Below are 14,971 nucleotides of genomic sequence, written 5' to 3' on the forward strand. Positions count from 1 at the left end.
GGTCCGGGGTCCGGGGGTCAGAGGAAGTAGAGGCGGTTGAGGGAGACGGAGTCGGCGGGCGCGGAGGACAGCGGGTCGCCGTCGAGGGTGACCAGGCCGGTGCGCTGGTCGACGTCGACCGCGCCGATACGGGCGTTGAGGCGCAGGTCGGCGGGGCCGATGCCCCGGGTGCCGCGCACGGCGACCCTTCTGCGCCCGGTGGGCATGGTGTCGCCGCCCTGGTCGACGGCGGCCTGGGAGACGAAGGCGACGGAGATCTCGGCGGGCGTGGCGCCGTGCGCGCCGAACTGCGGGCCGAGGACGAGGGGCTCGCAGGTGTCGGTGGCCGCGTTCGGGTCGCCGGTCACTCCGTACGCCGGGAAGCCGGCCTTGAGCACGAGCTGCGGCTTGGCGCCGAAGTACTCGGGGCGCCACAGCACGATGTCGGCGAGCTTGCCGGTCTCGATCGAGCCGACCTCGTGGGAGAGGCCGTGGGCGATGGCGGGGTTGATGGTCAGCTTGGCCATGTAGCGCAGGACGCGGGCGTTGTCGTCGCCCTCGCCGTCACCCTCCATCGGACCCAGCTCGGCCTTCATCTTGCCCGCCATCGCGAACGTACGGCGGACGGTCTCACCGGCGCGGCCCATGCCCTGCGCGTCGGAGGAGGTGATGCCGATCGCGCCCAGATCGTGCAGCACGTCCTCGGCGCCCATCGTGCCGGCCCGGATACGGTCGCGAGCCATGGCCGCGTCGCCGGGCAGGTCGGTCTTGAGGTCGTGGACGGAGACGATCATGCCGTAGTGCTCGGCGACCGCGTCCCGGCCGAAGGGCAGGGTGGGGTTGGTGGAGGAGCCGATGACGTTCGGCACGCCCGCCATCTTGAGCACGTTGGGCACGTGTCCGCCGCCGCAGCCCTCGATGTGGAAGGCGTGGATGGTCCGGCCCTCCAGCACCTTCAGGGTGTCCTCCACCGAGAGGCACTCGTTGAGGCCGTCGCTGTGCAGGGCGACCTGGACGTCGTGCTCCTCGGCGACGCGCAGCGCGGTGTCCAGGGCGCGGGTGTGGGCGCCCATGTCCTCGTGCACCTTGAAGCCGCAGGCGCCGCCCTCGGCCAGCGCCTCCACGAGGGGCGCGCCGTGGGAGGACGAACCCCGGCCCAGGAAGCCGATGTTGACCGGCCAGGCGTCGAACGCGCCGAAGGCGTGCCTGAGCGCCCAGGGCGAGTTCACGCCGACGCCCCACACCGGGCCGAACTCCTGCCCGATGATCGTGGTCACGCCGGAGGCGAGGGATGCCTCCATGATCCGCGGCGACAGCAGGTGCACATGGGTGTCGACGGCACCTGCGGTCGCGATGAGCCCCTCACCGGAGACGATGGACGTGCCCGTGCCGACGACGACGTCGACGCCGTCGAGGGTGTCCGGGTTCCCGGCCCGCCCGATGGAGCAGATGCGCCCCTCGCGGATGCCGATGGACACCTTGCGGATGCCCTGCGCCGCGTCGATCACGACGACGTTGCTGATCACGACGTCGCAGGTCTCGCGGACGGCGGCGGCCTTCAGGTGCAGCCCGTCACGGGCGGTCTTGCCGAAGCCGGCCAGGAACTCGTCGCCGTACTTCTGGGCGTCCGACTCGACGCGGATCGTCAGTCCGGAGTCGCCGAGGCGGATGCGGTCGCCGGCGCGGGGGCCGTGGGTGGCCGCGTAGGCGTGGGGGTCGACGTGGACCGACTCGCTGATCTCTCGTCCCTTCGAGCGGCTCATCGCTCGCCTCCTTCCGGTGTGACGGTGTGCGGGTCCCGCGGTGTCCCGGGATCGGTGACTCCGAGATATCCGCAGGCGGCGGCCCGGCGCAGGGCCTCCTCCTTGGCCCCGGGGGCGTCGAGCGGCCCGTCGACCAGGCCGGCGAAGCCGATCGCGATCCGCTCGCCGCCGATCGGTACGAGCCCGACCTCGGCGCTCTCCCCCGGCCCGAACCGCACCGAGGACCCGGCGGGCACGGCGAGCCGCATCCCGTAGGCCCGCTCCCGGGCGAAGTCCAGCCGTGGGTTCGCCTCGAAGAAGTGGAAGTGGGAGGTGACGGAGACCGGGACGGTCGCGGTGTTCGTGACCGTGAGCCGGAGCGCCGGCTCGGGCTCGGCGTGCTCGGGGCCCGGCAGCAGCGCGCCGGGACCCTCCGGGCCCGAACCGGCGCCGATCGGGTCGGAGACCACCGCGAGCCGGGAGCCGTCGTCGAAGACGGCCTCCACCATCACCTCGGTGACGACGTCGGCGACGCCCGGGAGCACGTCCTCGGGGCCGAGGACCGACCGGGCCGCCTCGATGGCCTCCGAGAGGCGCCGGCCGTCGCGGGCGGCCTCGCAGACGGTGTCCGCGATCAGCGCGGTCGCCTCCGGCACGTTCAGCCGGAGGCCGCGCGCCCGGCGGGCCCGGGCCAGCTCGGCGGCTCCGAAGAGCAGCAGCCGGTCACGTTCCGTGGGGGTCAGTCTCACGACGCGGCACCTCCTTGTCTTCCATAGTTTAGAGCATCACTCTAAACACACTCTTCATGAAACAGAAGCATTGACCGACGACCACTGTTCACGTCACATTGAACGTCGCTCAAACCTCGCTCAAACCTAGCTTCAGCCCTCAGGCGGCCGTCGAAGGAGACCAGCCATGCCGATCGAACAGCGCGGAGTCGACACCATCCCCGACGAGGAACGGACCAGCGGTCCACGGGACCTGGTCTCGATCCTGCTCGGCTCCAATCTCTGCCTCGGAGTGATCATCTTCGGCTGGCTGCCGCCGTCCTTCGGGCTCGGCTGGTGGGCGTCGGTGAGCGCGATCGTGGCGGGCACGGTGATCGGCACCCTGTTCACGGCCCCGCTCGCGCTGGTCTCCCTGCGCACCGCGACCAACCTCTCCACGTCCTCCGGCGCCCAGTTCGGCGTGCGGGGCCGGCTGGTCGGCTCGGTCGTCGGCCTGCTGCTGGCCCTCGGCTACACCGCGCTGACGGTGTGGATCGGCGGCGACGTGATGCTGAGCGTGCTGGGCCGGCTGATCGGCCTGCCCGCGGACGGGGTGTCGTACGCCCTCGTCTACGCGGTGCTCGCCGCGGCGACGGTCGCGGGCGCGGTGTACGGCTACCGGGTGCTGCTCGCCATGTCCCGGGTGCTGGCCATCGGCATGACGGCCCTGCTGGCCCTCGGGATCTTCGCCTACGCCCCGCACTTCACGACCTCGGCGCTGCCGGACGCGGGCGGCTATCTGCTGGGCTCCTTCTGGCCGACCTGGTTCCTGGCGGCGGTGGCGGCGGGCCTGTCCGGGCCGATCGCCTTCATCACCCTGCTCGGCGACTACACCCGCTACATCTCCCCGTCCCGCCACTCCGGCCGGCGCGTCCTGCACGCCACCTGGCTCGGCCTGATCCTCGGCCTGCTCGTGCCCCAGCTGTTCGGCACCTTCACCGCGTACGCGGCCCGCGCGGCCACCGACTACGCGGGCCCGCTGGTGTCCGCCTCCCCCACCTGGTACCTGATCCCGCTGCTGCTGTCCGCCTCCGCGGGCTCGGTCGGCAACGCCGGCCTGATGCTGTACTCCATGGGCCTCGACCTGGACGCGATCCTGCCCCGCGCCTCCCGCGCCCGCGCCACCTACACGGTCGCCGTCGTGGCCACGGCCTGCGTCTTCGTCGGCCACTACGCCTGGAACGCGCAGTCCGCGATGACGTCCTTCGTGCTCCTGCTCACCGCCATCGGCACCCCCTGGGCGGTCATCACCCTCATCGGCTTCGTCCGCTGCCGGGGTGTCTACGACGCCGACGCCCTCCAGGTCTTCAACCGCCGCTCGCGGGGCGGGATCTACTGGTACCGGGCCGGCTGGAACATCCGGGCCACCGTCTCCTGGGCGGCGGGCGCGGCGGTCGGCCTGCTGGCGGTGTCCCTGCCGTCGTACGAGGGCCCGCTGCTGCGGCTGACCGGCGGGGTGGACTGCAGCTTCCTGCTGTCGGGGCTGGTCGGCGGTCTTGTCTACGTGGCGCTGACGTGGGCCCCTGAACGCGCAGGGGCCGCCGCGGACACGGAGTCCGAGGCGGCCCTGAGCGTGCCTGCCGACAGTTAGGGGGCCTCAGCCCAGCTTGTGCATCCAGCCGTGCTTGTCCTCGGTCTTGCCCCGCTGGATGTCGAGGAGGGCCTGGCGGAGTCGGAGCGTGACCTCGCCGGGCTCGCCGTCGCCCTGCCGCCACTCGGCGCCGTCGCGCTTGACGGTGCCGACCGGCGTGATCACGGCGGCGGTGCCGCAGGCGAAGACCTCGGTGAGTGTGCCGTTCTCGGAGTCGCGCTGCCACTGCTCGACGGAGACGCGGCCCTCCTCGGACGCGTAGCCGAGGTCGCGGGCGACGGCCAGCAGGGAGTCACGGGTGACGCCCTCCAGGATGGAGCCGGTCAGGGTCGGTGTGACGATCTTGTCGCCGTACACGAAGTACAGGTTCATGCCGCCCAGTTCCTCGACCCACTGGTGCTCGACCGCGTCGAGGTAGCAGACCTGGTCGCAGCCCTTGGCGGCGGCCTCGGCCTGGGCGAGCAGGGAGGCGGCGTAGTTGCCGCCGGTCTTGGCGTCGCCCATGCCGCCGGGGACGGCGCGGACGCGGTCCTCGGAGACCCAGATCGACACCGGCTTCACGCCGCCCTTGAAGTAGGCGCCGGCCGGGGAGGCGATGACGAGGAACAGGTACTCGTTGGCCGGCTTGACGCCCAGGCCGACCTCGGTGGCGATCATGAACGGGCGCAGGTACAGGGACTCCTCGCCGCCGTGCGCGGGCACCCAGTCGATGTCCTGCTGGACCAGCGCGTCACAGGCCTCGATGAACGTCTCGACCGGCAGCTCGGGCATGGCGAGGCGCTTGGCGGAGCGCTGGAAGCGCTTGGCGTTCTGGTCCGGGCGGAACATGGCGACCGAGCCGTCGGGCTGGCGGTAGGCCTTCAGGCCCTCGAAGATCTCCTGGGCGTAGTGCAGGACGTTCGTGGCCGGGTCGAGGGGGATCGGCGCGTACGGAACGAGCTGGCCGTCGTGCCAGCCGCGCCCTTCGGTCCACTTGATCGTCACCATGTGGTCGGTGAAGTGCCGGCCGAATCCGGGGTTGGCCAGGATCGCCTCGCGCTCCGCGGCGGCGAGCGGACGGGCGGAGGGCTTGAGCTCGATCGTGGGCGTCGTCATGAGTGCTTGTCCTTCACCGGTTGTAGTGACGGGCCGCGCTCACGCCCATACTGCCAGTCGTCAGTGCTAGGACGTCCGAGCTTTCCCTCATACCGCGGCTCCGCGTCCGATTATCACGCGGAGCTGCCGGACCGAAGGAATCGGGGTGAAAGCGGCCCTGAGATTGATGGTGGCACCCGACGACCGCAGAGGAAAAGCCGCCGGGCGCGGATGCGACCCGGCGGCTTGGTGTGAGTCCGACGGGTCAGCCCGCTACTCGTACCGCCAGGGCGTCGCCGATCTCCGAGGTGCTGCGGGCCGGCTTGCCGGCGCGCTCGGTGAGGTCGGCGGTGACCGCCGCGTCGATGCGGTCGGCCTCGGCGTCGTAGCCGAGGTGGCGCAGCAGCAGGGCGACGGACAGGACGGTGGCGGTGGGGTCGGCCTTGCCCTGGCCGGCGATGTCCGGGGCCGAGCCGTGCACCGGCTCGAACATGGACGGGAACTCGCGGCTGGGGTTGATGTTGCCGGAGGCGGCCACGCCGATGCCGCCGGAGACGGCCGCGGCGAGGTCGGTGATGATGTCGCCGAAGAGGTTGTCGGTGACGATGACGTCGAACCGCTCGGGCTGGGTGACGAGGTAGATCGTCGCCGCGTCGACGTGGATGTAGTCGGTGGTGACCTCGGGGTACTCCTCGGCCACCTTGTTGAAGATGTTCGTCCACAGGTGCCCGGCGAAGGTCAGCACGTTGTTCTTGTGGACCAGCGTGAGCTTCTTGCGGGGGCGGGCCTGGGCACGCTCGAAGGCGTCGCGGACCACGCGCTCGACACCGAAGGCCGTGTTGACGGAGACCTCGGTGGCGACCTCGTGCGGGGTGCCCTTGCGGATGGTGCCGCCATTGCCGGTGTACGGGCCCTCGGTGCCCTCGCGGACGACGACGAAGTCGATCTCCGGCTGGCCGGCCAGCGGGGTGGCGACGCCGGGGAGGAGCTTCGACGGGCGGAGGTTGACGTGGTGGTCGAAGGCGAAGCGGAGCTTGAGCAGGAAGCCGCGCTCCAGGACGCCGGACGGTACGCTCGGGTCGCCGATGGCGCCCAGCAGGATGGCGTCGTGCTGCTTGAGCGCGTCGAGGTCGGCGTCGGTGAGGGTCTCACCGGTGGCGTGGTAGCGCTTGGCCCCGAAGTCGTACTCCTTGGTCTCCAGCTTCACATCCTGCGGAAGCACGGCGGAGAGCACCTTGAGGCCTTCGGCCACGACCTCCTGGCCGATACCGTCACCGGGGATCACTGCGAGATCGATGCTGCGAGACATGTCGGCACCCTACTCCTCGTCCCATGGAATGACACGGGTTGTCCGCCATCCGGACACCGGAACCGCCCTCGGCTTCACCCTGTCGACTGGCGTTCACGCGTATGCGGGGCGGGGGTTGGGATCCGGTGGAACCTTCCCCCTCATGGCAGCGTTTTCCAAGGGGACACCCCCCGGACCCCCCGTCCCCGATTTCGGCATCCCGCGCCGGCTCGCCGAGCGGATGAGCATGGCCGAGCAGTACGAGTACCTGCGCACCCGCATGGTCCCGCGCCGCACCCTGGTGACGGCCGCCGCGGTGGCGACCGGCGCGGCGGCGGGCGGCCTGCTCACCGGCTGCTCCTCGGCGTCCGGTGCGACGGGACACCCCGCACCGGCCGCGACACGGCTGCCCGGCTCGGTCGTCCGGCCCTTCGGCCGCCATCTCGCCTTCGGGGCGGACCCGCGCACGGCGATGCGGATCTCCTGGCAGGTGCCGTTCGCGGTCAAGCGGCCGTACGTACGTGTCGGAACGCGGCCCGACGACCTCGGCCGGCGCGTCGAGGCCGAGGTGCGCCCGCTGCACACCCCGGGGGTGCAGGGGGTGCGGCCGGCGGTCGAGCAGTACTACGTGCACGCGGCGCTGGACGGTCTCGAACCCGGTACGACGTACTACTACGGCGTCGGCCACGCGGGCTGGGACCCGGCCGCCCCCGCCCACCGCTCGGCCGTCGCCGAGTTCCGCACCGCGCCCCGGGCCCCGGAGCGGTTCGTGTTCACGGCCTTCGGCGACCAGGGCGTGGGCACGGCCGCGAACGCCAACGACCACCTGCTGCTGCGCCGGAAGCCCGCCTTCCATCTGCACGCCGGCGACATCTGCTACGCGGACGTCAACGGGACCGGCCGGACCTCGGACGGCTACGACCCCACGTTCTGGGACCTGTTCCTGAAGCAGAACGAGCCGGTCGCGCGCTCGGTGCCGTGGATGGTGACCACCGGCAACCACGACATGGAGGCCTGGTACTCGCCGGACGGCTACGGCGGCCAACTCGCCCGGTTCTCCCTGCCGGAGACGGGCTTCGACCCCCATGGGACGCCGGGCGCCTACGCGTTCACCTACGGCAACGTCGGATTCGTCGCGCTGGACGCCAACGACGTGTCGTACGAGATCCCCGCCAACTTCGGCCACAGCGGCGGCCGGCAGACCAAGTGGCTGGACGCGAAGCTGGGCGAGCTGCGCGCGGCCAAGGGTGTCGACTTCATCGTGGTGTTCTTCCACCACTGCGCGTACTCCACCTCGCAGCACGCCTCGGACGGCGGGGTGCGCGCGGCGTGGCTGCCGCTGTTCGCCCGCCACCGGGTGGACCTGGTGATCAACGGTCACAACCATGTGTACGAGCGCACGGACGCCCTCACGGACGGGCGGGTGGGCCGCGCGGTGCCCGTCGGCGGCTCGACCGACCCCGCTCGGGACGGGATCGTGTACGTCACCGCGGGCGGCGGCGGCCGGGACCTGTACGGCTTCCCGACCGGCACCGCGGACAGCTACGAGGGGCACGTCACCCGGCACGACTCCGTGGAGACGTACCACTGGACGAAGGACAAGGAGCGGGCGCCGGAGACGGCCCACTGGTCGCGGGTGCGGTACACCGGCTTCTCACTGCTGTCGGTGGAGGCGCGGCCGGGGCCGTCCCCGCGGCTCGACGTGTCGGCCCTGGCGCAGGACGGCCGGCGGATCGACCATTTCGAGGTGCGACGCGGCGGCTGAGGCCGCGCCGCCTCAGGGTTCTCGGGTGGTTGCTGGTGCGTCCGGCTCAGTGGCCGGTCGCACCGCCGTTGTCGCGGCGGTCGAGGGCGCGCTGGAGGGCGTCGGCGGCCCTCTTGCGCTCGGTCTCGCTCGTGCGGGACGCGTGACGGACTCGGCGGCGGCTGGTCGTCTCGGCCATGGGAAATCGACTCCTTCGGGAATGACCTGGAGCACGGCAGAAAGGGGTTACGAGACGCCGTGGCGGCGAGCGGCCCGCAGGGGTTGCCTGCGCAGGGCCCGGCTCACGACCGCCATTCGCTTGATCGAGCGAGTCGTTCGGCTCCTTCAACGCTAAGGGAGCCGGCCGCGTCTGTCTGCATAAATACTCGGGCTTCCTAGTATCTGAGACAGCGGACTACGTCACACCCCTGTGACCTGCGCTTTTTCCGACTCCTTGGGTCGGGGCCGGAGGGCGCGCAGCTCCCGGACGAGCGCACGCACGGCCGTGGTGGCGGCCAGTTCCGGGGTGGTCACATAGCCGACGCGACGGTACGGCCGCCGCGGGCCGAGGTCGGCGATGTGCACGGAGGGCGGGGCTCCGGTGAGGGAGAGCGCGGGCATGATGGCCATGCCGAGACCGCTGCCCACCATCGCCAGCACCGCTCCGTCGTCCTCGGCGCGGACCGTCGCGGCCGGGATCCAGTCCTGGGCGGCCCACCAGTCCCGGGTGTAGGAGCCGCAGTTCTCCGTCCAGTCGACGAGCGGCAGCGCCCGCGGCTCGGGGTGTCCGGCGGGGTGCACCAGGGAGTACGGCTCCTCCAGCAGCACATCGCCGACCAGACCCGCGGGCACGGGCGCGCTGTCCCCGAGGGTGGCGATGCCGAGGTCGGCACGGCCCTCGGCGACCTCGCCCGCGGTGCCGGCCCCCAGTTCCCGTACGACGGTGACGCTCACCTCGATGCCCGGGTGCCGCTTCGCGAGCCGCTCCAGGGCGGGCGGCAGCAGGTGCAGGGCCGCGCTGCGGAACGCGGCGACACGCAGCGGCCCGTTGATCTCGCCGGTGTCCGCGCCCCGGGCGTCGGCGGCCAGCGCCCGGAGCATCCGCAGCACGCGCCGCGCGTGGGCCGCCGCCCGCTCCCCCGCCGGTGTCGGCCGGGCCCCGAACCGGCCGCGCTCGAACAGCACCACACCGAGCTTGCGCTCGATACCGCGCACGGCGTGGGACACGGCGGACTGGGTGGTCCCGAGCCGGGCGGCCGCGGCGGAGAACCCGCCCTCGTCGGCCACGGCGACCAGGGTCCTCAGCTCCTGCGGGGCGAGGTCGGCTGCTGTCACTCGGGGTCTCCCACCTGCTGCTATGAGGGCGGCTCATGGATCACCGCGTTCCATGAGCCCAACCCTCTGCCCGGCCCCGGCATTCCTTTCTACGGTCCCTGCCATGACCGAGACCGCGCTCACCGTGCAGCAGACCGCCCGCCCGGCCGGCTTCCCCACCGCCGCCCACTTCCGCTTCGCCGAGTCCCCCGTCCCCGAGCCGGCCCCGGGCACGGCCCTGGTGGAGAACCTGTACTGGTCGGTGGACCCGTACCACCGCGAGATGATGGACGGCGACTTCGAGCTGAACGCCCCGCTGGAGGGCCGCACCCTGGGCCGGGTCGTCGCGTCGCGCACCCCGGCGCTGCCCGAGGGCGAGATCGTCTTCCACCGGCAGGGCTGGCGCACCCACGCCGTGGTGGGCCCCGAGGAGGTGCGGCGGCTCCCGCACCACCCGGGCGTGCCGCTGTCGGCCCACCTGAGCGTGCTCGGCGGCACCGGCCTGACGGCGTACGTCGGCCTCACCCGGATCGCCCGGCTGCGCGAGGGAGACGACGTGTTCGTCTCCGGCGCGGCGGGCGGGGTCGGCACGGCCACCGGCCGCTTCGCCCGGCTGCTCGGCGCGGGCCGGCTGATCGGCAGCGCGGGCTCGGCGGAGAAGGTCAAGTACCTGACGGAGGAGGTCGGTTACGACGCCGCCTTCGACTACCACACCGCCCCGGTCTCCGAACTCCTCACCGCGGCCGCCCCCACCGGCATCGACCTCTTCGTCGACAACGTCGGCGGCGACCACCTCGGCGCTGCCATGGGCGCGCTGCGCGAGCGGGGCCGGGTGGTGCGGATCGGCACGATCAGCCAGTACAACACCCCGGACGCGCCGCCCGTCGTCTTCGACCACGCGGACGTCGTGGAGAAGAGCCTGCGCGTCGAGGGCTTCCTGGTGCGCGACTACCGTGACGTGCAGGAGGAGTTGTACGACTTCGCCGTACCGCATCTGCGCAGCGGGGCGCTCGCGCCGGACGAGACGGTGGTGGACGGCTTCGAGCGGATCGTGGAGGCGTTCCTGCTGATGCTGCGCGGCGGCAACACGGGCAAGATCGTGGTCCGCAAGGCGTGAGGCAACCTGGTGCGGGCGCCTGATACTTCGTCAGGCGATGTCCCCGTCCCGCCAGTCGAGGACCAGCTCGTGCTCCGGGTCGAGCGGCCGCCCGGCGCGGACGGGCCACAGATGGACGCCCCCCTCCTCCTGCGGCAGGCGGACGATCCCGTCCGGCGAGAGGCCGCACACGCGCCCGCCCCACCGCTGCCAGCCCCGGGCCGTGTAGAGCGGGGCACCGTCCTCGCTGGCGGAGAGCGCGCCGAGGTCGTAGGCCCGGTCGATGATCCCTTCCAGGGCCGCCATCACCTGCCCGCCCAGCCCGGTCCGGCGCGCGTCGGCGCGTACGGCGACGGCCTCCACGTATCCGGTGCGCAGCCAGCGCCCCCGGTGCCGTATCCGCCGCATCACGACGGACCCATGGGCGGCGAGTCCGTCGCCGTCGTGGATCAGGGCATGCAGCCCGCCGAGGCTGTGGTCCCAGTCCTCGTCGCCGAAGCCCCCGTCGAAGGCGGCGTCCAACAGGCTGCGGACGGAACGGAGTTCGGCGGAGTCGAGCTCGGCGGTGTGGGCGGTACGCAGGCGCGGCGTCATGCCCCCAGGCTAGGGGGTGTCGTTTGGACCATCCCGGCGTCGCGGGCCCTGGCACGCACATCTGCGGCGTTGTCGTCGGTCGCCGACGCTCCGCGTCGACTCCCTCCTCCGCCTTGCAGCTGCACGCACCAGACCCCGCTCGGGTCCGCCAGGAGGCGCGGTCGGCCGGAGCCGGCCTGATCCAAACGACACCCCCTAGAACGCGCCCGCCACCGCGCTCCGGAAGCCCCCGGGGTCCTCCACCCACGGCAGATGCCCGGCGTCCGGCAGGATCACCCGGCGGGCGCGGGGCAGGGCCTCGGCGAGGGAGTCGACGGCGGTGCGGGGGCGGATGTCCCGGGCTCCGTCGACGATCAGGACGGGCACGTCGAGGTCCTGGCAGGCGGCGTACAGCTCGGGCGTGCCCCAGCTGCGCTTGCGCTCGTCGTTCAGGGCCGTGGCGCACGCCTCGTTGACCGGGAACCACGGCTCGGCCATCCGCCTCGCGGGCTCCAGCGCCCCGTCCCGGTCCTCGAACTCGACGGACCACCGCAGCACGGCCAGTTCCCGCTCCTGCTCCTCCGTGCGCTCGGGCAGGCCGCTCAACTCCCGCCAGCGAGCGAGGCGTTCGGGATGGTCGGCGAGCCGCGACAGGAAGGCCACCCGGTAGGCGGGGTGCCAGTCGGCGTCCGGGCCGATGCCGACCCCGGACACGTACACCAGCGTGCTCACCCGCTCCGGGTGGGCCAGGGCGTAGCCGAGCGCGAGCTGGGCGCCCCAGGAGTGGCCGAGCAGCGCCATCCGCTCCAGCCCGAAGTGCCGTCGTACGGCGTCCAGATCGGCCACGAACCGCTCGCTGGTCCACGGCCCCGCGCACCGCTCGGACCGCCCGCAGCCGCGCTGGTCCCAGCGGATCACCGGGGTGATCTCCGCGACCAGCCCGGCCACGTCACCGAACATGTCCCACAGGCCCGGCCCGCCGTGGCACAGCACCAACGGGTCACCGGCGCCACCCGAACGTTCCGCCCACAGCCGTACACCGTCATCGGTCGTCACCGTCATGGGACCAGTGTGACGGCCGGGGGAACGGCCGGAGATTGGAAACGGGCCGGGAAGCCTGTTCGAAGGTCAGGCTTCCCGGCCCGGGATCGCGGGGCTGATCAGCCCATGTGCGGGTAGGTGTAGTCGGTCGGCGCGACCAGGGTCTCCTTGATGGCGCGGGTCAGGGTCCAGCGCAGCAGGTTCTGGGGGGCGCCGGCCTTGTCGTTGGTGCCGGAGGCGCGGCCGCCGCCGAAGGGCTGCTGGCCGACGACGGCGCCGGTCGACTTGTCGTTGATGTAGAAGTTGCCCGCCGCGTAGCGGAGCTTCTCCATCGTGTAGGCCGCGGCAGCACGGTCGTTGGAGATGACCGAGCCGGTCAGGGCGTAGTCGGAGACCGACTCCATCTGCTCCAGCATCTCGTCGTACTTGTCGTCCTCGTAGACGTGGATGCCGAGGACCGGACCGAAGTACTCGGTGCGGAAGATCTCGTTCTCCGGGTCCGTGGACTCGATGACGGTCGGGCGGACGAAGTAGCCGACCGAGTCGTCGTAGGTGCCGCCCGCGACGATGGTGCAGGTCGGGTCCTCCTTGGCGCGGTCGATGGCGGCCTTGTTCTTGGCGAAGGCACGCTCGTCGATCACGGCGCCGATGAAGTTCGACAGGTCGGTGACGTCACCCATGGTCAGGTAGTCGACCTCGGCCGCGAACTCCTCCTTGAAGCCCGAGTTCCAGATGGACGCCGGGATGTAGGCGCGGGAGGTGGCCGAGCACTTCTGGCCCTGGTACTCGAAGGCGCCGCGGGTGAGGGCGGTCTTCAGGACGGCGCGGTCGGCGCTCGGGTGCGCGACCAGGAAGTCCTTGCCGCCCGTCTCGCCGACCAGACGCGGGTAGGAGCGGTACTTGTCGATGTTGTTGCCGACCGTCTTCCACAGGTACTGGAAGGTCTTGGTCGAGCCGGTGAAGTGGATGCCGGCGAGGTCGCGGTGCTCCAGCGCGACCTTGGAGACCTCGATGCCGTCGCCGGTGACGAGGTTGATGACGCCCTTGGGCAGACCGGCCTCCTCCAGCAGCTGCATGAGCAGCACGGCGGCGTGGGTCTGGGTCGGGGACGGCTTCCAGACCACGACGTTGCCCATCAGCGCGGGCGCGGTGGGCAGGTTGCCCGCGATGGCGCTGAAGTTGAACGGCGTGATCGCGTAGACGAAGCCCTCCAGCGGGCGGTGGTCGAGGCGGTTCCAGACACCCGGGGAGTTCGCCGGGGGCTGCTCGGCGAGGATCTGGCGGGCGTAGTGGACGTTGAAGCGCCAGAAGTCGACCAGCTCGCAGGGGGTGTCGATCTCGGCCTGCTGGGCGGTCTTGGACTGGCCCAGCATGGTGGAGGCGGCGATGGTCTCGCGCCAGGGGCCGGCCAGCAGCTCGGCGGCGCGCAGGATGATCGCGGCGCGGTCGTCGAAGGACATCGCGCGCCAGGCCGGCGCGGCGGCCAGGGCCGCGTCGATGGCGTCCTGGGCGTCCTGCCGGGTGGCGTGCCGACCGGTGCCGATGACGGCCTTGTGGTTGTGCGGCTGGACGACCTGGAAGGCCTCGCCGCCGCCCATCCGCTTCTCGCCGCCGATGGTCATCGTCAGGTCGATCGGGTTCTCGGCCAGCTCCTTGAGCTTGGCCTCCAGGCGGGCGCGCTCGGGCGAGCCGGGGGCGTAGCCGTGCACCGGCTCGTTGACGGGGGTGGGGACCTGGGTCACAGCGTCCATGAGATCCTTGACTCCTTGTACGTGAGCGGGTGTTCGGTTTCAGCCCTTGCTGACCATCGAGCGGAGGAAGAAGCGCAGGTTCGCCGGCTTCTCGGCCAGCCTCCGCATGAAGTAGCCGTACCAGTCGGTGCCGTAGGCGGTGTAGACGCGCATGCGGTGGCCCTCGGCGGCCAGCCGCAGGTGCTCCTCGCTGCGGATGCCGTAGAGCATCTGGAACTCGTACTCGTCGAGCTTACGACCGGCGTGGTGGGCGAGTTCCTGGGCGATGGCGATCAGGCGCGGGTCGTGGGACCCGATCATCGGGTAGCCCTCGCCCTCCATCAGCGTCTTCAGGATGCGCACGTAGGCCTTGTCGATCTCGTGCTTCTGCTGGTAGGCGACCTCGGTGGGCTCCTTGTAGGCGCCCTTGACGAGGCGCACGCGGCTGCCGGCGGCGGCGAGCCGGCGGGCGTCGGCCTCGGTGCGGAAGAGGTAGGCCTGGATGACGCAGCCCGTCTGCGGGAAGTCCTTCCGCAGTTCCTCGTGGATGGCGAACATCGAGTCGAGGGTGGTGTGGTCCTCGGCGTCGAGCGTGACGGTCGTACCGATGGCGGCGGCGGCCTCGACGACCGGGCGGACGTTGGCGAGGGCCAGCTCGTGACCGCCGGGGAGGGCCTGTCCGAACATGGACAGCTTGACGGACATCTCGACCTTCTCGCCGAGTCCGAGCTCCTTGAGGTGCTCGATCAGCTGCAGGTAGGCGTCCCGGGCGGCGGTGGCCTGCTCGGGAGTGGTGATGTCCTCGCCGACGACGTCCATCGTCAGCTCCAGGCCCTTGGCCGTCAGCTCCTTGATGATCGGGACGATGTCGGCCACGGTCTCGCCGGGGATGAAGCGGTCGACGACCTGCTTGGTCACCGGGGCCGCCGAGATCAGGCGTCGCATCCGGTCGCTGCGCGACGCGGCGAGAATCACGGGACCCAGCACGGGGCACCTCCACAACAAAAGCACCAGAGACGGCCGACAACCGAC

General features: G+C 71.6%; 13 protein-coding genes. 3 read left to right on the forward strand and 10 right to left on the reverse strand.

Annotated elements, in window-relative coordinates:
- Positions 1-17: 17 nt before the first annotated feature.
- Both ABZ865_RS26510 and ureA read right to left on the reverse strand, forming a co-directional pair.
- Positions 18-1,742 carry an urease subunit alpha gene (locus tag ABZ865_RS26510; RefSeq protein ID WP_361235150.1) on the reverse strand — a complete coding sequence of 575 codons (1,725 nt, stop codon included), beginning with the start codon at positions 1,740-1,742 and terminating at the stop codon, positions 18-20.
- Positions 1,739-2,470 (reverse strand): urease subunit gamma, encoded by a 732-nt coding sequence (gene ureA, locus ABZ865_RS26515; protein ID WP_361235153.1) that lies wholly within the window; start codon positions 2,468-2,470, stop codon positions 1,739-1,741. The genes ABZ865_RS26510 and ureA overlap by 4 nt, the downstream gene beginning before the upstream one ends.
- A gap of 166 nt (positions 2,471-2,636) precedes the next feature.
- On the opposite strand from ureA, the gene ABZ865_RS26520 reads away from it, so the two are divergent.
- Entirely contained in the window at positions 2,637-4,079 is a 1,443-nt protein-coding gene (locus ABZ865_RS26520; protein ID WP_361235156.1) for a cytosine permease, read from the forward strand.
- A 6-nt stretch (positions 4,080-4,085) separates the two neighbouring features.
- Here the strand turns inward: ABZ865_RS26520 and ABZ865_RS26525 are convergent, their stop codons facing one another.
- Entirely contained in the window at positions 4,086-5,174 is a 1,089-nt protein-coding gene (locus ABZ865_RS26525) for a branched-chain amino acid aminotransferase (protein ID WP_361235159.1), read from the reverse strand.
- A 244-nt stretch (positions 5,175-5,418) separates the two neighbouring features.
- Positions 5,419-6,462 carry a 3-isopropylmalate dehydrogenase gene (locus ABZ865_RS26530; protein ID WP_361235162.1) on the reverse strand — a complete coding sequence of 348 codons (1,044 nt, stop codon included), beginning with the start codon at positions 6,460-6,462 and terminating at the stop codon, positions 5,419-5,421.
- 142 nt (positions 6,463-6,604) lie between these two features.
- On the opposite strand from ABZ865_RS26530, the gene ABZ865_RS26535 reads away from it, so the two are divergent.
- Positions 6,605-8,206, forward strand: coding sequence for a metallophosphoesterase family protein (locus ABZ865_RS26535; RefSeq protein WP_361235165.1), 1,602 nt, complete (start codon positions 6,605-6,607; stop codon positions 8,204-8,206).
- A 46-nt stretch (positions 8,207-8,252) separates the two neighbouring features.
- On the opposite strand, the gene ABZ865_RS26540 is transcribed toward ABZ865_RS26535, so the two are convergent.
- Both ABZ865_RS26540 and ABZ865_RS26545 read right to left on the reverse strand, forming a co-directional pair.
- Positions 8,253-8,384 carry a hypothetical protein gene (locus ABZ865_RS26540; protein ID WP_361235168.1) on the reverse strand — a complete coding sequence of 44 codons (132 nt, stop codon included), beginning with the start codon at positions 8,382-8,384 and terminating at the stop codon, positions 8,253-8,255.
- Between the two features lie 221 nt (positions 8,385-8,605).
- Positions 8,606-9,520 carry a LysR family transcriptional regulator gene (locus tag ABZ865_RS26545; RefSeq protein ID WP_361235170.1) on the reverse strand — a complete coding sequence of 305 codons (915 nt, stop codon included), beginning with the start codon at positions 9,518-9,520 and terminating at the stop codon, positions 8,606-8,608.
- A 103-nt stretch (positions 9,521-9,623) separates the two neighbouring features.
- On the opposite strand from ABZ865_RS26545, the gene ABZ865_RS26550 reads away from it, so the two are divergent.
- A complete protein-coding gene (locus tag ABZ865_RS26550; protein ID WP_361235173.1) occupies positions 9,624-10,616 on the forward strand; it encodes an NADP-dependent oxidoreductase in 993 nt (330 codons plus the stop codon).
- 30 nt (positions 10,617-10,646) lie between these two features.
- Here ABZ865_RS26550 and ABZ865_RS26555 read toward each other — a convergent pair whose 3' ends face one another.
- The 4 genes from ABZ865_RS26555 to ABZ865_RS26570 all read right to left on the reverse strand — a co-directional run bounded on the left by ABZ865_RS26555 (position 10,647) and on the right by ABZ865_RS26570 (position 14,926).
- On the reverse strand, positions 10,647-11,189 hold the full coding sequence (locus tag ABZ865_RS26555) for a GNAT family N-acetyltransferase (RefSeq protein WP_361235176.1): 543 nt from the start codon (positions 11,187-11,189) through the stop codon (positions 10,647-10,649).
- Between the two features lie 195 nt (positions 11,190-11,384).
- A complete protein-coding gene (locus ABZ865_RS26560) occupies positions 11,385-12,230 on the reverse strand; it encodes an alpha/beta hydrolase (RefSeq protein ID WP_361235179.1) in 846 nt (281 codons plus the stop codon).
- Between the two features lie 98 nt (positions 12,231-12,328).
- A complete protein-coding gene (gene pruA, locus ABZ865_RS26565) occupies positions 12,329-13,960 on the reverse strand; it encodes an L-glutamate gamma-semialdehyde dehydrogenase (RefSeq protein WP_361235182.1) in 1,632 nt (543 codons plus the stop codon).
- 39 nt (positions 13,961-13,999) lie between these two features.
- The gene (locus tag ABZ865_RS26570) at positions 14,000-14,926 is read right to left on the reverse strand and encodes a proline dehydrogenase family protein (RefSeq protein WP_361235185.1); all 927 of its coding nucleotides are present in this window, start codon (positions 14,924-14,926) and stop codon (positions 14,000-14,002) included.
- Positions 14,927-14,971: the final 45 nt, after the last annotated feature.

The sequence above is a fragment of the Streptomyces sp. NPDC047085 genome (assembly GCF_040643735.1).
Classification (GTDB): Bacteria; Actinomycetota; Actinomycetes; order Streptomycetales; family Streptomycetaceae; genus Streptomyces.